Origin of the sequence: Pseudomonas sp. NY15181 (assembly GCF_048068055.1) — a bacterium.
Classification (GTDB): Bacteria; Pseudomonadota; Gammaproteobacteria; order Pseudomonadales; family Pseudomonadaceae; genus Pseudomonas.
Map to the genome: position 1 here is coordinate 1 of NZ_JBLUPT010000018.1, position 22,821 is coordinate 22,821.

Genomic DNA, 22,821 nt, shown 5'->3' on the forward strand with positions numbered 1-22,821 from the left:
CCCGAACTCAGCAGTGAAACGACGCATCGCCGATGGTAGTGTGGGGTTTCCCCATGTGAGAGTAGGTCATCGTCAAGCACCTATCCCAAAGCCCCTGATCAGCACTGCTGGGTGGGGGGCTTTGCTTTTGCGCGCGGGAAAACCGGCGGCGCCGGTCTGGTACGCGAGCAAGCTCGCTCCTACAAGAGCGTACTGGCTCGGTTTAGGAGCGCGACCGATTGCGTTCCTGCAGGTACAAGCGCAGGGCAAATCTTCCGGCGGTGGTGTCTCGTAGACGCAGGACTTCATTGCGCATTGCGACAGGTACGTCATCCAGTGCCGGGTAGGCTGCACGATAGCCAGTGGGAAAGAGCACCGGCGCGGCGAGTGCCGCAAAGGTCAGGTCGGCCGCAGTAAAGCGGCCGTCGACCAGGAACTGCCGGCCATCCTCAAGGCGATCGTCGACTTCCTTGAACAGGCTGCCCACCCGTTCAAGTGAGCGAGCCGTACTTTCCGGTGTGATCCTGAGCGCCTTGCGGATGATCCGAACGATTGTCGGCAGGATCACCGGAAGCAGGGCCGCCTCTAACGGCGGCACATCTCGCGACATCGCCTGCCGAAGCAGACTGCGTTCCGCCAGCAATTGCGCATAGACCCAGCGTCTGGCGTGGGGTCCGAGTTCTTCGTCGAATCGGGTTTCGAGCGCTTCGACTTCCTGCCGCAGGCTGGTATCACGCGGATAGAGCAAATCGCCGCCGCCGACACGATCCGCATGCATCAGGATGTCGGTGGAGTCGATGAAACGTGCACGCCCATGAACCAGCAAAGGCACGCTGCTGCCGCCGTTGCGCTTCGTGGCCAGGCGGTGCAGCAGCGGTATATGAGGTTGTTCCTGATAGGGCAGCGATAGCCTGTCGAGCGCCCAGCGCGCCTTTTCGCTGTAGTGGCTGTGCGGCATCGTGATCAGTACAGCAGGATGTGCGCCATCGTTGTTCATTGGCAAAACCCTCGCTCCTTGTCACCTCGCACCTGTGGACGCTATGCCTGGAATTCCAGCGAGACACAGAGCCCGGTTCCGGCTTCGCGATCGGTGAAGTCCAGCCGGACGGTCGCCCCGATTCGAGCGGCAATTGCCTTTACGATCGATAGACCCAGTCCCGAGCCGATCTCCGGGTTACCGGGAACCCGATAGAACGCGTCGAACACGCGCTCACGCTCGGACTCGGGAATGCCAGGTCCGGTGTCCCTGACCTGCAGCACGACCCTGTCCCCCTGGCGACTCACCAGAAGGTCAACTTTCCCGCCAGGGGGCGTGTATCGCACTGCGTTGTCGACCAGGTTCTTCACCAGTGCCTGGAGGTCGAGTTCGTTCGCAGCGACCTGACAATCGTCACCCTCCGCGCCCAGGTCGATCTGCTTCTTGTCGGCCAGGGGCAGCAGGTCCTCCAGCACCGTGCGGTAGATCTTGTGGATCGAGACCGGGGATACGGCATGAGGCGATGAAGACTGGGCGCTGGCGAGCATCAGCAACTGGTCGATCAGATTTCTGCCGCGGTCGATTCCCTGCCTCAATTTCGCCAGCCTTTCCCCGGCCTGATCGGACATCTCGGTGGCCGCGAGGCGCTCCGCCTGCAGGGAGAGTGCCGTCAGCGGGGAGCGTAGTTCGTGGGCGGCATCCGCGACGAAGCGACGTTGCGACTCCATTGATTTCGCGACCCGTCCCAGAAGGCGATTGATCGCCAGGGCGAAGGACCGAACCTCCGTCGGCAGGTAGCTCGCGTCGATAGGGGTCATGTCCTGATCGTCACGTCGATCGATCTGGGCGGCCAGCGTGGCGATTGGGCGGAACAGCTTGCGAATCAGGTCTGCGACCACCAGTAGCAGTACCGGTATGAGAATCACGAAGGGGAGCAGGCCGCGCCATGCGCTTTCCCGGGCATCGCGGTCGCGGCTTTCCGTTTCCTGACTGATGGCGATGCGCTCACCCGTGGCCGTGGTGCGGACCAGCACTCGAAACTGCTCATCGGCAACATTCAGAGTCGAGAAGCCTTCCGGCAGCGCGGTGGGAAGTGGCAGCGGCAGGCTGTTGTCGCCACTCCGCGGGGCGTTGGCGCCGTCAGCCAGGTACTGGACGACGACGCGTGTTTCTTCGTTATCCCCGTCGATGGTGGGAGTCTCGGAGGGATAGTGCAGGGTCATCTGCTGGCGTTCGAAGAGCGCGGCAACCTGCTTGAGCGTGTTGTCCTGCATCTCCAGCGCTTCGTCGTAGGCGGAGACGAAGGCGAAGATACCGGCCAGCAGCGCGACGATCAGGATGGTCACTGACAGGGCGGCCGAGAGCCGGAACTGCACCGACTCGTTCAATCGCCTTTTGAAACCATCCATCCCATTCCCCTGACATTCTTGATGACCTGGCTGCCCAGTTTTCTCCGCAGGGCATGGATCAGGAACTCGACCGCATTGCTCTCGACTTCATGTCCCCAGCCGTAGATGCGGTCTTCCAGATCGCTTCGGGACAGAATCGCCCCCGGCCGTATCAGCAACGCCTGCAGCAGGCCGAACTCCCGGTTGGAGAGTTGAACGTCCTGGGCCTCGGCGGTGCTGGCCTGTTTAGAGGCCGGGTCCAGCGATACGATGCCATTACTCAGCAGAGGCGCTCCGCTGCCGCCTTTGCGCCGCATCACCGCGCGCATTCGGGCAAGCAGTTCGGCCATCTCGAAAGGTTTCAGGAGGTAGTCGTCCGCGCCTCCGTCCAGCCCTCTCAGGCGGTCATCCAGGCTGTCGCGGGCGGTGATGATCAGCAGGGGGACGGGGTTGTCCTGCGCCCGAAGCGTTTCGAGGACGTCGAGTCCGTCTCGGCCGGGCAGGCCAAGATCGAGCAGGACCTGATCGTAGGTGTGAGTGCCAAGGACGGAGAGCGCCGTCAGCCCGTCATGGACCCAGTCCACGGCGTAGCCATCGTCTTTCAACGCGCCCTCGATGGCTTCGCCAATCATCGGGTCGTCTTCGACCAACAGAATTCGCATGTCCCCGCCTCGGAGTATCGGAACGAGCGATGCACGGCCAGCCGGAGAGGCTGCCGTGCATCGCAATGATCATCTGACGATAGCCCTCCGCAGGGGAGGGCTGCCGACTATTACGCTTGGGGCTTGCCCTGGAGTTTGTCGAAGGTCTTCATCAGGTCGTCCATCGCGGCCTTGCAGGTGGCTTGCTGCGGGCTGCCGTCACGCAGTGCATCGAGCGCACGGTCGATGGCCTTGTCGAGGAGATGCCAGTCACTGGCGGCGCGGGGCTTGATGCCTGCCTCGGCGTTGTCCCAGGCGAGCTCCAGGTCCTTGATCCGCGCTTTGGCGTTGGCCAGTTCGTTCTTGTCCACCATCCCCGTCACGTCGGCGGCGATGGTGCGGAACTCTACAAGGTCGCCCAGCTGGGTGGCGCCGCTGGACGAGACGGCTTGTGCCGTGGCGCCGGCCTTGGGCTCGCTGGGCTTCGAGCAGCCGGCGGCGAGACCGAGAAGGGCGATTGCACCGACCAGGGCAACTTTACAGATCGCATTCTTGAAGTAGGACATGCTGATTCCTTTAAGAGGCGTTCGATTGGGTGAGGGATTTGTTGGCGCCAAGCTGGGCCGCCGTGACCAGGATGAGAATCACGCAAAGGAAGATGGCGCTGGTCCAGGTGGCTCCCATGCCCAGCCCGCCGTAGGTCTTGGCCTGGGTGAGCAGGTCGCCCAGCGATGCGCCGAAGGGGCGGGTCAGGATGTAGGCGATCCAGAAACTCAGCACCGGGCTGACTCCGGCGCGCCAGGCCGCGAAGGTTGCCGCGATCAGCCCGCCGAACAGGACGGCGCCGACGGTGAAGCCCATGCTCAGCGCTTCGGTGGCCAGGTCGCCGGCGGCGGTCCCCAGGGCGAAGGTGCACAGCACGGTGGTCCAGTAGAAGAGTTCGCGGCGCGGGGTGACGATTTCGCGGATGGAAAGGTTGCGCTCGACGCCGTACCAGACGGCGAAGTTGATCGCCAGCAGCACCGAGAAGACCGCGGTGCTGGTGTACAGGCTGACGTCCAGCACGTCGGTGAGGATGTCGGTCAGCTGGGTGCCGAGAATGCTCACCACGACCACCGTCAGCCAGTAGATCCACGGGGTATAGGCGCGGCTGCGCAGTTGGCCGGTCAGGGCGGCGGCAAACAGGGCGGCCATGGCCGCCGTGGTGATGCCAAGGCCCCATCCCGCATCCACGGCCAGGAAGTCGGCAAAGGTCTCGCCCACGGTCGTGGACATTATCTTGATGACCCAGAAGGCGAGGGTCACCTCGGGGACTTTATTGAGCCAATTGGCTTCTGTGCTGGGGTTCATGGGCGTCTCTTTGGCTACGCATCAGTTGGCGTGAGAGAGCCTACGGGTTGAAACTTAGCTGAACCTGAGGGCGCGTCAGACAGCGCGATATCGCCACGGGGGGCGATGCCGCGCGTCGATCGGGCTACCTGGCGGGGAACAGATGGGCGCCGCCGCTGACTCCAATGTGGACGCGCTCCCCGATGTCGGGACAGTCCATCGCCGGCACCCTGACATGAATCGACAGGGCGGAAGCGTTGCCGGGCGATTCGGTGTGCGCTGCTTCAAGCTGAACCATGACCGAGCACTTGTCGCCGCCGAAGTCACTGCTCAGCACAGTGCCGAAGCAGCCGTCCGCACCTTGGGCAAGCGCCTGGCCGTGCCGCAGGTGAAGCTGCTCGGGGCGCAGCATGATCTGCGCCTGTCCGTTCGCCTTCGGGCTGTCGACCCGGATCCTGCCGAGCGGGCTCTGCGCCCAGCCGTTCTGGACGTCGGCGGGGAACACCAGGGCATCTCCCAGGAAGGTCGCGGTGTCCTCGTCGACCGGGCGGAAGTACAGCGCCTTGGGCGCGCCCGCCTGGACCAGGCGCCCCTGGCGAATGACCGCCAGCTGATGGCCGAACGACAGCGCCTCTTCCTGATCGTGGGTGACCAGGATCGCGGTGACGCCGGCATCGCCCAGTACCTGGGTGACCGCCTTGCGCATGGAGGCGCGCAGGCCGCTGTCCAGGGCAGAGAAGGGCTCGTCGAGCAGCATCAGTCTGGGGCTCTGCGCCAGCGCCCTGGCCAGTGCCACCCGCTGTTGCTGACCGCCCGAGAGTTCATGGGGCCAGCGCTGCGCCATGCTGCTGTTCAGGGAGACCATCTCCAGCAGCTCGTCGATCCGCTGCGCCCGTCCCGCCATGCTCTTGGGCAACCCGAAGCCGATGTTCTCGGCTACCGACAGATGTGGAAACAGCGCGCCGTCCTGCGGCACGTAGCCGATCAGCCGGCGATGGGCGGGAATGAAGGTCGTGCTGTCCGCCAGGGTCGTATCGCCGAGCGTGATCGCGCCCAGGTCGGGGACTTCGAAGCCGGCGATCAGGCGCAGCAGGGTGGTCTTGCCGGAGCCGGAGGGGCCGACGATTGCCGCACGGCCACCCGCCGGTACGGACAAGCTGAAGTTCTCGATCGCTGCGAACGCGCCGAAGAACCGCGAGACTGACTTTAGTTCGAGAGTGCTCATCGGCCTGCTACTCGCTTGGATTGATGGTAAAGAAGCCCGGTCAGCGGAAGGGACAGCAGGATCATCATCAGTGCGTAGGGCGCCGCCGCGGCGTAATCGATCTCGCTGGTCTTCGCCCAGAAGGCCGTGGCCAGGGTGGCGGTCCCGCTCGGAGACAGAAGCAGCGTTGCGGTGAGCTCGTTGACGATCGCCAGGAACACCAGGGCGACGCCGGCCGCAGCGCCGGGCGCGGCGAACCGTATGGTGACGCCCCAGATGGCCTGCATCGGGGTACGACCAAGGCTGCGGGCGATGTTCTCCAGTTCGACGGGAGCCTGGGAGAGCCCGGCCCGGAGACTGACCAGCGCGCGGGGCAGGAACATCAGCACGTAGGCCAGCAGCACGGTGAAGACGGTCTGGTACAGCGGCTGGGCGAACTTGATCGTCAGGCTGACCAGCGCCAGGGCGACTACGATCCCTGGCAGCGCGCTGGCGACGTAGTTGCTGCCTTCCAGCAGGCGCTGGAGTCTGCTCGGCGCGCGCACCGAGATCCAGGCGATCGGCACCGCGGCGATGGTCGTGAGCAGTGCGCCAGCCGCACCGAGCAGTATCGTTTGGCCCAGGCAGACCAGCAGCTCCTCGGAGCGCCAGACCTCTATTCCGCCCGCCGCGAGCCAGCGCCCCAGGGTGACCAGGGGCACACCGAGCGAGAGGGCAGTGAAGGAAGCGCTAAGCAGCAGGGCGATGCCCGAGCAGGCTTTGCTCAGTGGGTACTGCCGAGGCGCCCGCGGGCTGCCGGCGCCAATCCGCGCGTAACGGACCGAGCCACGGGTGGCCGACTCGAGGGTGAGCATCAGCAGGCAGGCCAGGGCCAGGACGCCGGCCAGCATGTTCGCGGCGGGGCCGCTGAAGGATGACTGGAACTGGTCGAAGATCGCCGTGGTGAAGGTGTCGAAGCGGATCAGCGCGAAGAGGCCGTATTCCGCCAGCAGATGCAGCCCCACCAGCAGCGATCCGCCCCAGATGGCCACACGCAGCTGGGGCAGGACGACGCGCCGGAACACCGTGAAGGGCCGTTCGCCCAGCGATTCGGCTACGTCTTCCAGTACCGGGTCCAGGCGCCGGAGTGCGGCCGCCGCCGGTAGATAGATGAAGGGGGAGTAGGCGATCACCGAGACCAGGACGGCCGGGAACAGGCCGTGCAGCGATGGCACCAGGCTGACCCAGGCGTAACTGTGTACGAACGCCGGAATCGCCAGCGGGGCGACGACCAGCAATGACAGCAGCCGCCGGCCTGGAAACCGGGTGCGCTCGGTCAGCCAGGCCATTGCCACGCCGTGGAGCACGCAAAGCGGCACAGTCAGGGCGATCAGCAACAGCGTGTTGTACAGCAGCTCCGCGACCCGAGGCCGAAAGACCAGCTTGGCGATGAGCGGAAAACCGGCCTGAATGCCTGCCGTCGCAACGAAGACCAGCGGAAGTATGGCGAACGCCGAGACCAGAAGCGCGACGGCCAGCATCCATTGCTGGCCGGAACCGTTGCGCAGTCGGCGCCGCGAGAGCGCCGCCGGTGCGGGTGTCTCCGCGCCGGTGGCGACCTGGGCACGGGCCCGTGGCCCGAACTGTTGAGCGGTCACTTACAGCAAGCCCGCCTGGGTCATCAGCTCGACGACCTTCTGGCTATCCAGCTTGGACACGTCGACGCGCGGGGCGTCCAGTTGATCCAGCGGAACGAGCTTCGGGTTCGACTGCACGCCTTCACCCACGGCATATTCGTAGGATTTGCCGTCACGCAGAACGGCTTGCCCCTGCTTGCTGGTGATCCATTGCAGGAATGCCTGGGCTTCCTTGGGGTGTTTGCTGGTAGCCAGGACGCCGCCGCCGGAGAGGCTGGTGAAGGCGCCCGGGTCCTTGTGCTTGAAGTAGTGGAGTGCGGCGTTGTTGCTGTTCTCGCCGGTCTTGGCCTGATCGCCGACGTAGTAGTAGTGATAGATCACGCCACCGTCGATCTGGCCTGCGTTGACCGCCTTGAGCACGGAGTTGTTGCCACGGTAGACCTTGGCGCCGGCCTTCATCGCTTCGAGCCATTCCAGGGTCGCAGCTTCGCCTTTCAACTCCAGAAGGGCGCCGACGATGGCCTGGAAGTCGGCGCCGGCGGGGGACGCGGCCCAGTGGCCGATCCACTGGGGCTCGGCGAGGTCGAGGAGCGACTTGGGCAGGTCTGCTTCCTTCACCATGTTCTTGTTGTAGACGAATACGGTGGAACGGGCCGCGATGCCGACCCAGTGGCCATTGGCCGGGCGGTAAGGGGCGCCGACCTGGGAAAGGGTGGTGGGCGCCACCGGGGCGAAAAGCCCGGCGTGATCGACAAGAACCATCGACGGGGAGTTTTCGGTCAGGAAGACGTCGGCCGGGGACGCCTTGCCTTCCTGGACGATCTGGTTGCCCAGTTCGCTATCGTCGCCGTTGCGCAGGGTGACCTTGATGCCGGTCTCTTTCGTGAAGCCCTCGACCCAGGCCTTGGTCAGCGACTCATGCTGGGCGTTGTAGACCACGATGCCGTCGCTGCCCGCCGCGGCAAAGGATGGGCTCATGCCCAGCAGCGCCGCTGTTCCAACCGCTCCCAAGAAGACCCACGAGGCACCGCGTACTTTCATCAATCGCCACTCCGGATAGGTTCAGTCAAACGCCCGATCGGGGGCGTTGCAGGGTGAATGGCGGTGATGATCGCTCGAAGGCTGTTAAAAAATTGTCATTCTCATTTGATAATCGTGCGTTACGCTGAGCGGATATTGCGCCTGGCAGGAAGTGGAAGGCTGGAGGGCGAGGGCTGTGGCGTGCCGGCGACTCCACGGCAGCCTGGTTGCGAGGCGCGTTACTTCCTGAGTACGTAGACGCGAATGCCATCCACGCCGGGCAGGAAGTTGTAGTGCTTGATCTGCGAGAAGCCGACTCGCTGGAACGCCTGCTCCAGGCCTTTCGCGCTGTTGGAGTTCGGGGTCGCCGAGTGAGACTCGGAGTTGGTGCCGCAGGGGCAGGGCTGGTCCGCTTCGTTGGTCGGGCGGCGGCCGACCCGGGCGAAGAGAATCACGGTGTCTCGGGTGACGGGGTGCAACTGGTCCAGCAGCCGGAGGGTGGCCGCGTTGCATTCAGTCGGAGGAACCTCGGGGATCAGGATGCAGTCGACTGAACCGGCGCCCAGTTCGGCGTAGTCCAGCGGACCCGGCATGGCCTTGATGCGCTGCATCATCGCAGTGGGCAGTTTCTGGTGGGCAGCGAGGAGGGAATCGGCGGCCGGGGACGTTGCGACGATGATCCGATTGCTGTGTTCCAGCAGCACGGGCCAGAAGGCACCGGGCGATTGCGAAACTTCGAGCATGAGTATCGGCTCTTCCGCGACGCGCAGCGCCAGTCGAAGCAGTCGCTTCTTCCGCCACTCGGTAATGCGGGTGCGCAGAAACGCACGGAGCGTGTTGCTGGCAACGCCATCGTTCTCGCGATGTCCGGCTGAGGCAAAGAGGCGTTGGGGTTCGTTCATGGGCGCAGGCTCGACAGTTACCGCCATTATCGAGTTGCGCGATCAAGGCCTCGTCAAGGACATGTGAAAAAGTCGTGGTGACTGCGATCGGCAGCGGCTCCCCTGGGCGAGGGCGCGTGATGGTTTGGCAGCACAAAGGATATTCGGCCGACTTCTAATCGCTTCTCGGACGTATCCATTTGACAATTTCTTTTCTTTCTATGGTGTACAGTCACGGCCGCTAGCCGTTTTCGGCACATTAGAAGCGCTGCAGGCCGCAAGGGCCGGCGCATAACGATAAGGAAGTACCCATGCAATTTCTCCGTTCGGCCCCGACGCGCTTCCTTGCGCTGGTCGCCTTGCTGTGGCTGATCGTCTTCTTTGTGACCCGAATAGTTCTTATGGTGGGGCACCTGTCGGATCTGGGAACGGAGCATGTGGCGGTCTTCGCCATCGGCCTGCTCTACGACCTGAGCTTCCTGATCTATGCGCTGCTGCCGCTCGGGATCGTGCTGCAGATACTTCCCGCACGGCTTTGGCGTGCGGCCTCCTGGCGCTGGATTCTGACGGCGGTGCTCTTTGTAAGCGTCTACGTGATGCTGTTCACCGCGGTGGCGGAGTGGCTGTTCTGGGATGAATTCGGGGTCCGGTTCAATTTCATCGCCGTCGACTACCTGGTCTATTCCGACGAAGTCCTGAACAACATTCTCGAGTCCTACCCCATCGGCCTGCTCCTGAGCATCCTGGCAGTGTCCTCGCTGGTCGTGACCCTGGGGCTGTTCAAGGCACTGCGGGCTATCTGTGGCTCTGAAGTCCCGGCCTTCCGTCGCCGACTCATGGGCTGTGTGGCGCTGGTGCTGATGGCGCTGCTTGCCGGGTTCCTGGTCGACCAGGATCGCCCGCGTACCCAGGGCGGCAATACCTATGCCCGTGAGCTGGAGAGCAACGGCCCGTATCAGTTCTTCGCCGCATTCCGCAACAACGAGCTGGACTACCCGCAGTTCTACGCGACCCTGCCCGCCCAGGAAGTGGCGCAGCAGATGCGCGCCGAACTGGCCGAGCCCAATGCGCGCTTCATCGGTACCGACCCGATGGACATCCGCCGGACCATTTCCAATGAAGGCGCGCCGAAGCAGCACAACGTCATCCTGGTGACCATCGAGAGCCTCAGCGCCAAGTACCTGGGCAGCAATGGCGATGGCCGCAACCTGACGCCCAACCTGGATGAGCTGCGCCGCAACAGCCTCTACTTCAATAACTTCTACGCCACCGGCACCCGCACCGACCGTGGTCTGGAAGCCATCACGCTGTCGATTCCGCCCACTCCGGGCCGCTCGATCGTCAAGCGCATTGGCCGCGAAAGCGGCTTCGGGAGCCTGGGCCAGCAACTGAAGGCGGTTGGCTACGACGCGGTCTTCCTGTACGGCGGCCGTGGTTACTTCGACAACATGAACGCCTTCTTCGGCGGCAATGGCTATCGCATCGTCGATCAGTCGAGCGTCCAGGAATCCGACATCCACTTCAAGAACGCCTGGGGGATGAGCGACGAGGACCTCTACGCGCAGGCCGTCAAGCTCGCGGACGAGGACCACGCCCGCAACCAGCCCTTCCTGCTGCAACTGATGACGACTTCCAACCATCGTCCCTATACCTACCCGGATGGCCGTATCGACATCCCCTCGGGCAATGGTCGCGATGGCGCGGTCAAGTACACCGACTACGCGATCGGCAAGTTCCTCCAGGCGGTGAAGGACAAGCCGTGGTTCGACAACACCATCTTCGTCTTCGTCGCCGACCACACGGCCGGTAGCGCGGGCAAGGAAGACCTGCCGGTAGAGAACTACCAGATCCCGCTGTTCATCTACGCGCCCAAGCTGCTGCCTGTCGGGGAGCGCGGGGAGTTGGCGAGCCAGCTCGACCTGGCGCCGACCTTGCTGTCGATGCTGAACCTGAGCTACACCTCGACCTTCTACGGGCGCAACCTCATGGCGGAAAACGCACTGCCGCCGCGCGTGGTGATCGGCAACTACCAGCACCTGGGGCTTTTCGACGGCAAGGACCTCGCCATCCTGAGCCCCCGTGCAGGCCTGCGTCGCCATAACCAGGCCCTTGGCGCGAGCGAGGAAGTGACCGCGAAAGCGGATGACCCCCTGGTGCAGAGAGCGATCAGCTACTACCAGTCGGCCAGCTTCGGCTTCACCCACCACCTGCTGGATTGGAAGCCGGTACAGGCCCAGTAAGCTCACGGATCGGGCAGGGCGCAAATCCTGTCCGATCCCTTGACGCAATGAGGTGCGAGCTGGCGTTCCTGTCGGCTGACTTCCCTCCGTGCCTTGAACTGCGGATCACAGATCGCCCTCTGGGCGAAAGCAGCCTTTCTCTCGCTCAGAGACCATTCGCCTTTGAAATTCGATCCGAGGGCGGGGGCAAGAGGGCACCGCAGCGAAGCCTTCGGGCTAGCGTCCCTTCAGCTCCTGGAAGGTCTTCACCATATCCTGTGCCCAGCCATCGAGCGCGGCGCGGGCGTCCCTGGCCTGCATGACCTGCCCGGAGTTCTCCAGCTCCGCACCCGTTCCCTTGCGCACCACCTCGGCCACGACCTGGCCGTTGCCGCCGTCGAAGAAGACGGCCTCGGTAGCGAGGCTGGTTTCCTGATTGCGGATGCCAGTGGCGGTGCTGACGCCGGCGGCGATCAGCGCGATGGGAATCACTTCGTAAGGCTGCAGCCCTTTGGTCTCGGCGCTGACGGCGGTGATCGCCGGACGCACCACCAGCACGCCCGGACCACGGCCGGTGGCCAGTGGCAGGACCTTGGAAAACTGCGTCCTGAGCGCCTGGTCGTAGTACAGGGTGATGCCCTGCAGGGTGCTTGCCGGAATTTTCTCGGTGGGGTGGGGCCGAGGATAGAGCTGGCTGGGTTCGATGTAGACGCGGGTAAAGCGGTTCACATTCAGGTCCGGCAGAATCCAGCGCAGGACTGGCGCACCGGAGGGCGATTCGTGCTCCTCCAGGCCGCTGTAGTCCTTGAGGAAACCTGAATATTGCTCGGGTTCGACGTACTTGCTGGCGCACCCCACGAGGACCAGGGCCGTCAGGCAGAGCGGTAAGGCCAATGGTTTCCAGCTCATCTCGGGGTTCCTCATGGAGGCGGCAGGAGGCCGGGTGCCCAGGCGCGACAGAGGCTGCTCTTCGAGCCAATTACAGAGTGTAGGCGGCCGGTCGGCTGCCCCTCGCACCACGGCACGCTGCACTGCTGACCCGCATCCTCGCCCCGGCCGATTTGCAGCGACTGCGCACCATCCTTGACCTGCGCATAGACCTGCCCGAGCACACCTATCAAGTCGCCTTCGCCGTCGGCCATGGTCATGCGCAGCAGCACGGCCCGGCGGACCGGCAGCAGTTCGCGCCGATCAGTCGTCTTCCGGTTCGGCCGCGCGGAGCGGGACCTTGCCGTGCAGCCGCCGATGCTCCAGTGGGGGAATGCCAAACCAGCGCAGGTGCGCGCGGCAGAACGACGCCGTCCGGTTGTAACCCAGCTCGCGGGCGATCTGGGCCACGGTCAGGTTGGTATGGCGCAGCAGTTGTTCGGCCTGCTGGCGGCGAATCTGCTCGACATGGCCCTCGAAGTCGACGCCGTCACTGGCCAGGCGCCGCTGCAGGGTTCGCGGGTTCAGGCCCAGGTTGCGGGCAACCTGCTGGAGATTGCAGCGGCTCTTGGGCAGCAGCATCTGGATATGGTGCTCGACCCTGCTGGGAAGGTCCTCGTCCTGGGTGCTCTGGGCCTCCAGGTAGAAGCGCACGATGGAGTGCAGCACCGCATCATGCTGGATGCACGGGCGCTGCAGCGACACCGGCGAAAGGGCCAGAGCGTTGTGGACCTGGCCGAACAGGACCGGGCAGCCGAAATAGCGCCGGTAGAGGGCGATATCGGCCTGGGGCTGATGGCGGAACAGCACCGAACGTGGCCGGAAGGCGGCACCCATCAGTTCGGAGATCAGCAATTTGCCCTGCAGGACCGACTTTTCGACGATCTGCGGGATTTCCTCGTTGCGGGGCAGGGTGTTCTCGAAATACAGCATCGCGCTGCCGGGACGGCGCTCCAGGCGGTAGTGGATCGACGGGCTGTACAAGTGCATGTAGCGCAGCACAGCGACCAGGCCATCGCCCACGGTCGGTGCCGAGCGAGCCAGGTGCTGCAGCGGGCCGAGCAGCGAGGAACCCTGGCGCGCCGCCAGTTCCAGGCCGAGTTCCGGCATGTTGATGGCGTGGGCGCTGCCCTCGAAAATCTGCACCAGGCTCTTGTAGGAGAACTGCTTCTCGAAATCGCCAACCACGTCCAGGCCGACTTGGTGAGGGGCCAGGTGGTCGCGAAGCGTTGCGCCCTGCTCGGAGAGCAGTTCGCCAAACTGGAGAAAAGCGGTGCCGCGGATACTGTCCATGTGATCACACTGATTCGAATTGCAGGCGAGCGGGGTCTGCAAGCCCAGGCTCCTGCCAGGGACTCGGGTACGTACGGTGTGGGAAAAGTATTACGGGGGAAAGCAGAAGTGCAAGGGAGGCCCGGACGCGTGGTGCGTCCGGGCCTGGGACTTACTTGTTCTTGAGGGCCTGGAAGGACTTGACCATGTCCGATGCCCAACCATCGAGCACGGCACGGGCATCCTTGGCCTGCATCACCTGGTCGGAGTTCTCCAACTCTGTGCCGGCGCCCTTGCGTACGACTTCGGCAACCGTCTTGCCGCTGCCGCCGTCGAGGAAGGCGGCTTCGGTGGCGATGCTGGTGTCCTGGTCGCGAATACCGGTGGCGGTACTGATGCCGGCGGCGATCAGGGCGATCGGGATGACTTCGTAGGGTTGCAGGCCCTTGGTCGATGCGGTGACGGCGGTGATCGCCGGGCGCACCACCAGCACGCCCGGGCCAGGGCCGGTGGCCAGCGGCAGGGCCTTGGAGAACTGGGTTTTCAGCGCCTGATCATAGTACTGGGTGATGCCCGTCAGGGTGCTCGCCGGGATCTTCTCGGTGGGCTTGGGCTGCGGGTAGAGCTGGCTCGGTTCGATATAGACACTGGAGAAGCGCTTCACGTCCACGTTCGGATCGATCCAACGCATGACCGCTGCGCCGGAGGGCGATTTTTCTTCCTTGAGAATGCTGTAGTTCTTCAGGAACCCGGAATATTGCTCGGGCTCCACGTACTTGCTCGCGCAACCAGACAGCACGAGAGACGCGCCGCACAGCGTGGCCAGCAGAAACTTCGACTTCATCGTAATGCTCCTTAACGGTCATGGAATCAGGCAAGGGAGGTGATAGCAGTTTGCTTGTCATGAATTTGTTGCGGCTGGTCACAGAATCACCACGTTGCACCGTCGCCCAGTACCTGCAGCGCGCCGTTCTCGTAGCCCCCGATGGCGTAACGCCGGTGCGCGACTCGGATTGCCCGCATTCAGATTGCCCAGCCACAGGAGAGTGTAGGCGGCATGTGCAGCCAGTCCATTGCCAGGACGGCAATTGGGGGTAGTGACAGGGCGGCGGCCCGACAGATACCCCAACTCGTTGACGCCTTTATTACATCCTGAAGCGGCTCTCACGGTCTGTCTGCCCTCCCGGGAGAGCCGGGCCGCGATTTACGCCAATTGATCTATTCATTTCGCGACACCCTGCTGGGGCACTCGAGTCTTTTCCAACCGGCTGGAGGAGCTATGCTGACTCCTCACCGGGGGCGCTGGAGCGCGCCGCAGCGACCGCACAACCGACTCGAACGAAAGCAGAACAAGGAAGAACAAGGTGGATACTCGCGAGCAGATCGCCGATCTGGAAGCCAGCATCGGATCGCAGGTACTGGGCCAGCAGCAGGGCATTCGTCATATCCTGCTGGGCCTGCTGGCCAACGGCCACGTGCTGTTGGAGAGCCTTCCGGGGCTGGCGAAGACCCGTACGGTCAAGGCGCTTTCCACGCACCTGGATGCACGCATGAGCCGTATCCAGTTCACGCCAGACCTGCTGCCCTCCGACATCACCGGCGGGGAAATCCTCCAGCAGACCGACGCGGGCAACCAGCTGAAGTTCCAGCCTGGCCCGTTGTTCGGCAACGTCATCCTCGCCGACGAAATCAACCGCGCGCCGGCCAAGGTGCAGGCCGCGCTGCTGGAAGCCATGGAGGAGCGGCAGATCACCGTGGCCGGACAGACCCACGTCATGCCGGGGCTGTTCATGGTGCTGGCCACGCAGAACCCCATCGAGCAGGAAGGCACCTACCCGCTGCCCGAGGCGCAGATGGACCGCTTCCTGATGAAACTGCTCATCGATTACCCCAAGGTCGAGGACGAGACCCAGGTGCTGCGCCTGGTGCGCGAGGAAGAGCAGCGCCAGCAGACCGGCGCGGCGCCGCAGCGGCCCGAGCAGCTGCCGCAGGAGGTGATCTTCGCCGCGCGCCGCGAAGTCGGACGCGTGCATGTGTCCGAGCCGCTGGACCGCTACCTGATGGACCTGATCAACGCCACGCGCCGGCCCGCCGACTACGACGCGGACCTGGCGCGCTGGATCAAGGTCGGCGCCAGCCCCCGCGGCGGCATCAGCCTGGACCGGGTGGCGCGTGCCCATGCCTGGCTCGACGGCAACGACTATGCCTCGCCCGACGACGTTCGCGCCGTGCTGCACCCGGTGCTGCGCCATCGCCTGCTGCTGTCCTATGACGCGGTGGCCGATGGCGTGAGCAGCGATCAGGTGCTGGACCGCCTGCTCGATAAAGTGGCGGTCCCGGCATAAGGGGGCTGCCATGCAGGAGCAACGCCCCAGCGCCGACGGCTTCGTCTACGCCTCGCTGCCGCAACTGATGCTGCTGGAGCATCGGGTGCGCGACCTGAGCTTCCTCTCGCGGCAGCCGCTGTCCAGCGTGCTGTCCGGTAACCATGCCGCGCGCTTGCGTGGCCGTGGCCTGAGTTTCGACGAGCTGCGCCAGTACAACCCCGGCGACGACCTGCGCCACCTGGACTGGCGTGCGTCGCTGCGCTACGGCAAACCCTTCGTGCGCAGCTACACCGAGGAGCGCGACCGGCCGACCCTGTTGCTGGTCGACCAGCGCATGAGCATGTACTTCGGCTCCGAGCGCAACTTCAAGTCGGTGACCGCCGCCGAACTGGGCGCCATCGGCGCCTGGATGGCATTCCACGCCGGTGATCGGGTCGGTGGCATTGTCTTCGATGACCACAAGGTCGAGCACGTACGACCGCTGCGCAGCCGCTCGCGGGTCGAGGCGCTGTGCTCGGCCATCGTCCGCCACAACCACGCGCTGCACGCCACGCGCACGGAGGACGAATCGCCCGGCCAGCTGGACCGGGTATTGCGCGAATGCCTGAGCATCGCCGGGCACGATCACCTGATCGTGATCGTCAGTGACTTCGCCGGGGTGTCCGAGCAGACCCTGCAGTTGCTGCGCCAGCTCAACGCACACAACGACGTGCTGGCCTTGCAGGTGTTCGACCCCATCGCCCTCAAGCTGCCCGACCGGGGCCGGGTGACCGTGACCCAGGGGGAGCTGCAGGTCGAGCTGGAAGTGGAGCGGCGCCAGGTACACCGGCCCCTGGGCGAATTCCTCTCCGGGCGCCTGAAGGACGTGGCCACCTTGCTGCGGCGCAGCCAGGTGCCGCTGATGATGTTCAGCACCGGGCGCGACAGTCTCGACCAGCTGCGGGCCGAGCTGGGCCGCCTGACGGCGGGGGTGCGATGAGCACGGCGGCGGTTCCCCGGATCGATCAACTGCGCGAGCTGGCTCTCCCGGTGCCGGCGGCCAGCTACTGGCCGCAGACCTGGGGCTGGCTGGCCCTGGCGCTCGTGCTGCTGGCGCTGCTGGCGGCCTGGTGCGTCTGGCGTTACCTGCGCTGGCGGCGTGATCGCTACCGGCGCGAGGCGCTGGCCCGGCTCGACGAACTGGTACAGGCGCTGGGCGCCCCGCAGAGCCGCCTGGCCGCGCTGCGCGAGCTGCCGCAGCTGCTCAAGCGCGTCGCCCTGTCGATGCCGGCTGGCGGCGCGGCGGCGCAACTGGGGGGGAGTCAGTGGCAGGCCTTCCTCGAGCGTCACGCCACCGCGCCGTTGCCGAAGGATTTCGCCCAGCGCCTGGCGCTGCTGGCCTATGCCCCGGCGGAGCGCATCGCGGCGCTGGCGGATCACGAAGTGCACGCGCTGCTCGACGCGTGCCGGCAATGGATCGAGGCTCACCGTGTGGCAGTTTGACTATCCCTGGCTGTTGTTCCTGCTGCCGCTTCCCTGGCTGGCCTACCGCTACCTGGGGCGCTATGCCGAGGCCCGCAGCGCGCTGCGCGTGCCGTTCTTCGCGGCCATGAGCCAGGCCGCCGGGCAGGTGCCGGGCAGCGGCAGTGCCAGCGGCGGACGCTGGCAACTGCCGCTGAACCTGCTGGTGTGGGCGCTGGTCCTCGCGGCCTGTGCGCGGCCGGTGCTGGTGGAAAAACCCATCGAACGCGAACAGCCGATCCGCGACCTGATGCTGGCCATCGATATCTCGCAATCCATGCAGACCACCGACTACGACGCTCCGGACGGTTCCCGGGTGGATCGTCTGACGGCGGTGAAGGGCGTGGTCCGCGACTTCATCGCCAAGCGCAAGGACGACCGCATCGGCCTTATCGTCTTCGGCACCGCCGCCTACCCGCAGGCGCCGCTGACCCTGGACCACGCCAGCCTGGGCATCCTGCTCGACGAAGTGGGCATCGGCATGGCCGGGCCGAACACAGCCCTGGGCGACGCCATCGGCCTGACCGTGAAACTGCTCGACAACGCCCAGGAGCAGGAAAAGGTGCTGGTGCTGCTCACCGACGGCAACGACACCGGCAGCGCCATCACCCCGGACCACGCGGCGGCCATCGCCCGCGACCGGGGCATCGTGGTGCACACCATCGGTATCGGCGACCCCGAGGCGAGCGGCGAGGCCAAGGTCGACCTGAAGGCCCTGCAGAATATCGCCACCACCACCGGCGGACGGTTCTTCCGCGCCAGCGACCGCGATGCGCTGCAGCAGGTCTACACGACCCTCGACCAGATCACCCCGCACCGGGTGAAGACCCTCAGCCACCAGCCCAAGCGCGACCTGTTCTGGCTGCCGTTGGGCGCCGCGCTGCTCGCGCTGTTGCTGGCCCACGGCGTGGCGGCACTGGCTTCGCGGGCCAGCGCGCCGGGCCGGCGGCGGGCGACGGCGGAGGAGGGCTGAAATGGAAATCGACTTGAGCGCCTTCCACTTCCTGCGTCCGTTGTGGCTGCTGGTGCTGATCCCCGGCGTACTCCTGCCGCTGCTATGGGCGCGTCGCCACGACCTGACGCGCCGGCTCGACGGCATCATCGCGCCGCATCTGCTGCAGCACCTGGTCATCACGCCCAGCGACAACCAGCGCCTGCGCCCGGTGCATCTGCTGGCCGCGCTGCTGGTGCTGGGCGGCGTGGCGGCCGCCGGCCCCACCTGGGAGCAGGACCGGCCGGACTTCCTCGACAACCGCGCACCGCTGATCCTCGCCGTGGACCTGTCCGCCTCGATGGATGCCGACGACGTGCCGCCCTCGCGCCTGGCCGCCGCCAAACACAAGCTGCACGACCTCATCCAGCGCCGCGCCGGCAGCCGCGTGGCGCTGATCGCCTATGCCGGCAGCGCGCACCTGGTGCTGCCTGCCACCGATGATCCGGCGCTGCTCGACAGCTTCCTGCAAGCCCTGTCGACCCGCCTGATCGACCGCAACGGCAAGGACGCGCTGGGCGCCATCCGCCTCGCCAAGCGCCTGCTGGAGGCCGAGCGCTCCCCGGGCACCCTGGTGCTGGTCACCGATGGCGCCGATGCCAGCCAGTTCGATGCCATCGGCCAGCAGTTGAAAGGCAGCGATTTGCAGGTGCTGGTACTGGCCGTCGGCAGCCGCGATGGCGGCCTGCTGGCCGCCGGCAAGGGGCAATCGCGGCTCGATGACCAGGGGCGGCCGCAAATGGGTCGCTTCGACGCGGATGGCCTCAAGCGCCTCGCCGATGCGGCCAATGCGCCCCTGGGCAGCCTGACGTTGAACGACGACGTCCTGGACTGGGTCGAGCTGCACGCGCAGCAACACTTCCAGGCAGTGAGTGGCGACGATCAAGAGGTGCACTGGAAGGACGCCGGCTACTGGCTGTGCTGGCCGCTGTTGCTGCTGGCGTTGTTCAGCGTGCGCCGTGGTTGGCGGGTGCACTGGTTGAGCGGCGTGCTGCTGGCCCTGAGCCTGGGTTTCCCGCCGCAACCCGCACAAGCCGGCGCGCTGACGGATGCCTTCTTCACCCCGGACCAGCAGGGGCGCTGGGCCTTCGAGCACGGGCATTATCCGCAGGCCGCCGAACATTTCGACGACGCCTACTGGAAAGGGCTGGCCGCCTACCGCGCCGCCGAGTTCGATGTCGCGTTGGCCAGTTTCGCCCGTCTGGACAGCGCGCCGGGATACTTCTACCTGGGCAATACCTATGTGCGTCTGTCGAAGTTCGAAGAGGCCATCACGGCCTATCGCCAGGCGCTGCACCTGCAGGCGGACTTCCCCGAGGCCCAGGCCAATCTGGCCCTGGCCCTGGCGCTGCAGAAGGACCGTGACGACCAGCAGGAGGCCGGGCCGCCGGGCGAGAAGGCCGACAAGATCGAGTTCGACAACGACACCGGGAAGGGCAAGACGGTGCAACTCAAGAGCCAGCAGGCCAGCTCTGACCAGCTCTGGCTGAACAACCTGACCACCTCGCCGGAGCAGTTCCTGCGGCGCAAGTTCCAGTTGCAGGATGCCGCCAGGGAGACCGCGCCATGAGATTGCTCGCCGTCCTGCTGATGCTTCTGGCGCCGCTTTGGGGGCAGGCCGCGGAACCCGAAACCACCACGCAGCCGGAGATCAAGGTGCGCAGCCAGCTGCTGCCGGCGGATTCGGCCCTGGTCGGCGGCACCGTCAGCCTGCAGGTCGACCTGTTGGTGGACACCTGGTTCAGCGCTGCGCCACAGCTGCCCAGGCTGAACCTTCCCGGCGCGGTGGTCTCCGAGCCCGGCGGCGAGGCCGTGCACCTGAACGAGACGATCGGCGGCAAGCCGTTCTTCGGCCTGCGCTTCACCTACCAGATCACCCCGCAGCAGGCGGGTTCCTTCGCGATTCCGCCGCTGGACATCCAGGTCACGCCCGGCCAGGGCAACGGTCCGGTCACGGTGCACAGCCCACCGCAACGCTTCGTCGCCCGCCAGCCGGTCGGCGCCGGGGAGGGCGGCCCGCAACGTCTGGTGGCGCGGCAGGTCATCCTGACCCAGAGCCTCAAGCGCTCCCATGAGCCGCTGCGGGTCGGCGATAGCATCGAGCGCCGCCTGCACGTCGAGGCCGAAGGCGCCCAGGCGATGCTGATTCCACCGCCCGGCTTCGTCGAGATCAGCGGATTGCAGCGCTATGTCCAGCCGCCCGATGTCCACCCCCTGAGCGACGGCCGCGGCGGAGTCAGCGGCGGTGCCCGCGAGGATGCGGTGACCTATGTGGTCAAGGAGGCGGGCAAATACCAGCTGCCGGCCATCGAGCTGCACTGGTGGGACGCCACCAGCGGCGAAGCGCGCACGGTGTCGGTGCCGGCACTGGAGATCGAGGCGGCGGCAGCGGCCGGCTACCAGGCGCCGTTCTCGATCACCGAGGACCTGCGCGCGCTGGGCCGCAAGGCGCAAGTGCGTATTGCCGGGCACTGGTTGTTCCTGCTGGGCGGGCTGCTACTCGTCGGCGCTCTGGTTTATGCCTGGCGCAGCTGGGGCCCCTCGCTGCTCGACGCCTGGAAGCGCCGGCGCGAGGCACGTCGCCAGGCTTGGCTGGCGTCTCCGGAATACGCCTGGCGGCAGATTCGCGGCCAGCTCGACGGCACGCCACCTGAACTTGGCGCCCTGTATCTGTGGATTCGCCGGACGAGCGGTTGTCGCGAAATGAGAATGCATTCGCGCGATCTGTCCGACGCCGTGCGCAAAGCTTTGCTAGGTTTCCTCAGGACTCGCTACGGGCGCGGTCGCGGCGAGGGCGCCACGGACGAGATGCTCGATGCGCTACCGAAACTGCGGCAGGCAGCCGCCCAGCGGTCCAACGCCTCTTCGGGGAAACACGGTTTGAAGCCGCTGAACCCCTGAGCCACTGAACCGGGCCGGTACCCATCAAGGACGTTACATGCACCGACACGCTGCTTCTCGCTGGTTGTTCACCCTCCTGCTGGCCTTGCCATTGCTGAGCCAGGCCGCCGACCTGCAATCCTGGAACGATGGCAAGTCGCGGCAGGCCATCGAGGGTTTCGTCGAAGCAGTGACCCGCGAAGGCAGCCCGGACTATGTTCCGCCCGCCGAACGGATCGCGGTGTTCGACAACGACGGCACCCTGTGGAGCGAGCAACCGATGTACTTCCAGGTGCTGTTCGCCCTGGAGGAGGTCAAGCGCCAGGCGCCCCAGCATCCGGAATGGAAGACCCAGCAGCCGTTCAAGGCCGTGCTGGAGAACGACCAGAAGACCCTGGCCGAGAGCGGCATGAAGGGCATCCTGGAAATCGTCGCCGCGACCCACGCGGGCATGAGCACCGACGAGTTCATCGGCAACGCCCGCCGCTGGTTCGCCAGCGCCAGGCATCCCCGCAGCCACAAGCCCTACACCGAGATGGTGTTCCAGCCGATGCTGGAGCTGCTCGACTACCTGCGTGCCCACGGCTTCAAGACCTACATCGTCTCCGGCGGTGAAGTGGCGTTCATGCGCGCCTTCGCCGAGGAGGTCTACGGCATTCCGCCCGAACAGGTGATCGGCACCACCCTCGGCAGCCACTTCGAGGATCGCGGCGGGCAGCTGTCGATCCAGCGCCTGCCCAAGCTGGTCCACAACGATGACGGTCCGGGCAAGCCGGAAAGCATCATCGGCCGCCATCAACTTCATGGACAAGCAGGTGAAGGCCGACAAGCCGTTCTTCGTCTGGATGAACACCACCCGCATGCACGCCTTCACCCACGTGCGGGAGTCCATGCAGGGCCAGAGTGGCATGCCGGGCAACGAGTACGCCGATGGCATGCTCGAGCACGACGGCGACGTCGGCAAGCTGCTCAAGGCGGTAGACGACCTGAAGATCGGCGACAACACCATCGTCATCTACACCACCGACAACGGCCCGAACCAGTGGTCCTGGCCGGACGCGGCAACAACGCCGTTCCGCAACGAGAAGAACTCCAACTGGGAAGGCGCCTACCGGGTCCCGGCGATGATCCGCTGGCCGAACCACATCAAGCCGGGCACCGTCTCCACCCAGATGTTCTCCGGTCTGGACTGGTTCCCGACCCTGCTCGCTGCCGTGGGCGACACCGACATCAAGGACCGCCTGCTCAAGGGCACCGATCTGGGTGGCAAGAACTTCAAGGTGCACCTGGACGGCTACAACCAACTGGACTACCTGACCGGCAAGGCCGACAAGAGCGCCCGCAACGAGTTCTACTACTTCAGTGACGACGGCGACCTGGTGGGCATGCGCTTCGGCGACTGGAAGCTGGTGTTCTGTGAGCAGCGCGCCCCCGGTGGCCTGAAGGTGTGGAGCGAGCCGTTCACCTGCCTGCGGGTACCCAAGATGTTCAACCTGCGCATGGACCCCTACGAGCGGGCGGACGTGGTCTCCGATCAGTACTACGACTGGCTGACCAAGAACGACTACCTGATCTTCCAGGGCGAGCGCAAGGCGGCGGCCTTCCTGCAGACCTTCGTCGAGTACCCGCCGAGCCAGAAACCGGCCAGCTTCAGCATCGAATCGGTCCGCA

The 22,821-nt window shown here is 65.4% G+C and carries 19 protein-coding genes and 1 pseudogene; 8 read left to right on the plus strand and 12 right to left on the minus strand.

Going from position 1 to position 22,821, the window contains the following annotated elements; all coding sequences use genetic code 11:
* Positions 1–202 precede the first annotated feature (202 nt).
* The 9 genes from ACNFBT_RS26445 to ACNFBT_RS26485 all read right to left on the minus strand — a co-directional run bounded on the left by ACNFBT_RS26445 (position 203) and on the right by ACNFBT_RS26485 (position 9,055).
* Positions 203–976 (minus strand): glutathione S-transferase family protein, encoded by a 774-nt coding sequence (locus ACNFBT_RS26445; protein WP_416753714.1) that lies wholly within the window; start codon positions 974–976, stop codon positions 203–205.
* A 41-nt stretch (positions 977–1,017) separates the two neighbouring features.
* The gene (locus ACNFBT_RS26450; protein WP_416753715.1) at positions 1,018–2,364 is read right to left on the minus strand and encodes an ATP-binding protein; all 1,347 of its coding nucleotides are present in this window, start codon (positions 2,362–2,364) and stop codon (positions 1,018–1,020) included.
* A complete protein-coding gene (locus tag ACNFBT_RS26455) occupies positions 2,340–3,005 on the minus strand; it encodes a response regulator transcription factor (RefSeq protein ID WP_416753716.1) in 666 nt (221 codons plus the stop codon). The genes ACNFBT_RS26450 and ACNFBT_RS26455 overlap by 25 nt, the downstream gene beginning before the upstream one ends.
* Positions 3,006–3,115: 110 nt before the next feature.
* Positions 3,116–3,550, minus strand: a complete 435-nt coding sequence (locus ACNFBT_RS26460) for a hypothetical protein (RefSeq protein WP_416753717.1) — start codon at positions 3,548–3,550, stop codon at positions 3,116–3,118.
* A gap of 10 nt (positions 3,551–3,560) precedes the next feature.
* The gene (locus ACNFBT_RS26465; protein ID WP_416753719.1) at positions 3,561–4,334 is read right to left on the minus strand and encodes a hypothetical protein; all 774 of its coding nucleotides are present in this window, start codon (positions 4,332–4,334) and stop codon (positions 3,561–3,563) included.
* A 124-nt stretch (positions 4,335–4,458) separates the two neighbouring features.
* Positions 4,459–5,538: an ABC transporter ATP-binding protein gene (locus ACNFBT_RS26470; protein WP_416753720.1), complete on the minus strand. Its 1,080-nt coding sequence runs from the start codon at positions 5,536–5,538 to the stop codon at positions 4,459–4,461.
* The gene (locus tag ACNFBT_RS26475; RefSeq protein ID WP_416753788.1) at positions 5,535–7,037 is read right to left on the minus strand and encodes an ABC transporter permease; all 1,503 of its coding nucleotides are present in this window, start codon (positions 7,035–7,037) and stop codon (positions 5,535–5,537) included. The genes ACNFBT_RS26470 and ACNFBT_RS26475 overlap by 4 nt, the downstream gene beginning before the upstream one ends.
* Positions 7,038–7,154: 117 nt before the next feature.
* Positions 7,155–8,111, minus strand: a complete 957-nt coding sequence (locus ACNFBT_RS26480) for an iron ABC transporter substrate-binding protein (RefSeq protein WP_416753722.1) — start codon at positions 8,109–8,111, stop codon at positions 7,155–7,157.
* A gap of 281 nt (positions 8,112–8,392) precedes the next feature.
* On the minus strand, positions 8,393–9,055 hold the full coding sequence (locus tag ACNFBT_RS26485) for a hypothetical protein (RefSeq protein ID WP_416753723.1): 663 nt from the start codon (positions 9,053–9,055) through the stop codon (positions 8,393–8,395).
* 290 nt (positions 9,056–9,345) lie between these two features.
* Here ACNFBT_RS26485 and ACNFBT_RS26490 point away from each other — a divergent pair, with 290 nt between their 5' ends.
* Positions 9,346–11,274, plus strand: a complete 1,929-nt coding sequence (locus ACNFBT_RS26490) for an LTA synthase family protein (RefSeq protein WP_416753725.1) — start codon at positions 9,346–9,348, stop codon at positions 11,272–11,274.
* A gap of 216 nt (positions 11,275–11,490) precedes the next feature.
* On the opposite strand, the gene ACNFBT_RS26495 is transcribed toward ACNFBT_RS26490, so the two are convergent.
* The 3 genes from ACNFBT_RS26495 to ACNFBT_RS26505 all read right to left on the minus strand — a co-directional run bounded on the left by ACNFBT_RS26495 (position 11,491) and on the right by ACNFBT_RS26505 (position 14,296).
* Positions 11,491–12,162 (minus strand): DUF3313 domain-containing protein, encoded by a 672-nt coding sequence (locus ACNFBT_RS26495; RefSeq protein WP_416753727.1) that lies wholly within the window; start codon positions 12,160–12,162, stop codon positions 11,491–11,493.
* A 282-nt stretch (positions 12,163–12,444) separates the two neighbouring features.
* Positions 12,445–13,473, minus strand: coding sequence for an AraC family transcriptional regulator ligand-binding domain-containing protein (locus ACNFBT_RS26500; protein WP_416753729.1), 1,029 nt, complete (start codon positions 13,471–13,473; stop codon positions 12,445–12,447).
* Positions 13,474–13,624: 151 nt separating this feature from the next.
* On the minus strand, positions 13,625–14,296 hold the full coding sequence (locus ACNFBT_RS26505; RefSeq protein ID WP_416753731.1) for a DUF3313 domain-containing protein: 672 nt from the start codon (positions 14,294–14,296) through the stop codon (positions 13,625–13,627).
* Between the two features lie 520 nt (positions 14,297–14,816).
* On the opposite strand from ACNFBT_RS26505, the gene ACNFBT_RS26510 reads away from it, so the two are divergent.
* The 7 genes and pseudogenes from ACNFBT_RS26510 to ACNFBT_RS26540 all read left to right on the plus strand — a co-directional run.
* On the plus strand, positions 14,817–15,797 hold the full coding sequence (locus tag ACNFBT_RS26510) for an AAA family ATPase (RefSeq protein ID WP_416753733.1): 981 nt from the start codon (positions 14,817–14,819) through the stop codon (positions 15,795–15,797).
* A 10-nt stretch (positions 15,798–15,807) separates the two neighbouring features.
* Entirely contained in the window at positions 15,808–16,758 is a 951-nt protein-coding gene (locus tag ACNFBT_RS26515; RefSeq protein WP_416753735.1) for a DUF58 domain-containing protein, read from the plus strand.
* Entirely contained in the window at positions 16,755–17,261 is a 507-nt protein-coding gene (locus ACNFBT_RS26520) for a DUF4381 domain-containing protein (protein ID WP_416753736.1), read from the plus strand. The genes ACNFBT_RS26515 and ACNFBT_RS26520 overlap by 4 nt, the downstream gene beginning before the upstream one ends.
* Positions 17,248–18,252, plus strand: a complete 1,005-nt coding sequence (locus tag ACNFBT_RS26525) for a vWA domain-containing protein (RefSeq protein ID WP_416753738.1) — start codon at positions 17,248–17,250, stop codon at positions 18,250–18,252. The genes ACNFBT_RS26520 and ACNFBT_RS26525 overlap by 14 nt, the downstream gene beginning before the upstream one ends.
* 1 nt (position 18,253) lies before the next feature.
* Positions 18,254–19,840, plus strand: a complete 1,587-nt coding sequence (locus ACNFBT_RS26530; RefSeq protein ID WP_416753739.1) for a VWA domain-containing protein — start codon at positions 18,254–18,256, stop codon at positions 19,838–19,840.
* Positions 19,837–21,171: a hypothetical protein gene (locus ACNFBT_RS26535; protein WP_416753740.1), complete on the plus strand. Its 1,335-nt coding sequence runs from the start codon at positions 19,837–19,839 to the stop codon at positions 21,169–21,171. The genes ACNFBT_RS26530 and ACNFBT_RS26535 overlap by 4 nt, the downstream gene beginning before the upstream one ends.
* A 37-nt stretch (positions 21,172–21,208) precedes the next feature.
* Positions 21,209–22,513 (plus strand): annotated as a pseudogene (locus ACNFBT_RS26540) (sulfatase-like hydrolase/transferase); the annotation flags it as partial.
* Between the last annotated feature and the right edge of the window lie 308 nt (positions 22,514–22,821).

Excerpts from the sequence above, each read along its gene's own strand:
- ACNFBT_RS26450 (WP_416753715.1), bottom strand. The coding sequence starts at position 2,364 with ATGGATGGTTTCAAAAGGCGATTGAACGAGTCGGTGCAGTTCCGGCTC.
- ACNFBT_RS26480 (WP_416753722.1), bottom strand. The coding sequence starts at position 8,111 with ATGAGCCCATCCTTTGCCGCGGCGGGCAGCGACGGCATCGTGGTCTAC.
- ACNFBT_RS26490 (WP_416753725.1), top strand. The coding sequence starts at position 9,346 with ATGCAATTTCTCCGTTCGGCCCCGACGCGCTTCCTTGCGCTGGTCGCC.
- ACNFBT_RS26515 (WP_416753735.1), top strand. The coding sequence starts at position 15,808 with ATGCAGGAGCAACGCCCCAGCGCCGACGGCTTCGTCTACGCCTCGCTG.
- ACNFBT_RS26445 (WP_416753714.1), bottom strand. The coding sequence starts at position 976 with ATGAACAACGATGGCGCACATCCTGCTGTACTGATCACGATGCCGCAC.
- ACNFBT_RS26455 (WP_416753716.1), bottom strand. The coding sequence starts at position 3,005 with ATGCGAATTCTGTTGGTCGAAGACGACCCGATGATTGGCGAAGCCATC.
- ACNFBT_RS26465 (WP_416753719.1), bottom strand. The coding sequence starts at position 4,334 with ATGAACCCCAGCACAGAAGCCAATTGGCTCAATAAAGTCCCCGAGGTG.
- ACNFBT_RS26485 (WP_416753723.1), bottom strand. The coding sequence starts at position 9,055 with ATGAACGAACCCCAACGCCTCTTTGCCTCAGCCGGACATCGCGAGAAC.
- ACNFBT_RS26500 (WP_416753729.1), bottom strand. The coding sequence starts at position 13,473 with ATGGACAGTATCCGCGGCACCGCTTTTCTCCAGTTTGGCGAACTGCTC.
- ACNFBT_RS26460 (WP_416753717.1), bottom strand. The coding sequence starts at position 3,550 with ATGTCCTACTTCAAGAATGCGATCTGTAAAGTTGCCCTGGTCGGTGCA.
- ACNFBT_RS26470 (WP_416753720.1), bottom strand. The coding sequence starts at position 5,538 with ATGAGCACTCTCGAACTAAAGTCAGTCTCGCGGTTCTTCGGCGCGTTC.
- ACNFBT_RS26505 (WP_416753731.1), bottom strand. The coding sequence starts at position 14,296 with ATGAAGTCGAAGTTTCTGCTGGCCACGCTGTGCGGCGCGTCTCTCGTG.
- ACNFBT_RS26475 (WP_416753788.1), bottom strand. The coding sequence starts at position 7,037 with ATGCTGGCCGTCGCGCTTCTGGTCTCGGCGTTCGCCATACTTCCGCTG.
- ACNFBT_RS26495 (WP_416753727.1), bottom strand. The coding sequence starts at position 12,162 with ATGAGCTGGAAACCATTGGCCTTACCGCTCTGCCTGACGGCCCTGGTC.
- ACNFBT_RS26535 (WP_416753740.1), top strand. The coding sequence starts at position 19,837 with ATGAGATTGCTCGCCGTCCTGCTGATGCTTCTGGCGCCGCTTTGGGGG.
- ACNFBT_RS26530 (WP_416753739.1), top strand. The coding sequence starts at position 18,254 with ATGGAAATCGACTTGAGCGCCTTCCACTTCCTGCGTCCGTTGTGGCTG.
- ACNFBT_RS26520 (WP_416753736.1), top strand. The coding sequence starts at position 16,755 with ATGAGCACGGCGGCGGTTCCCCGGATCGATCAACTGCGCGAGCTGGCT.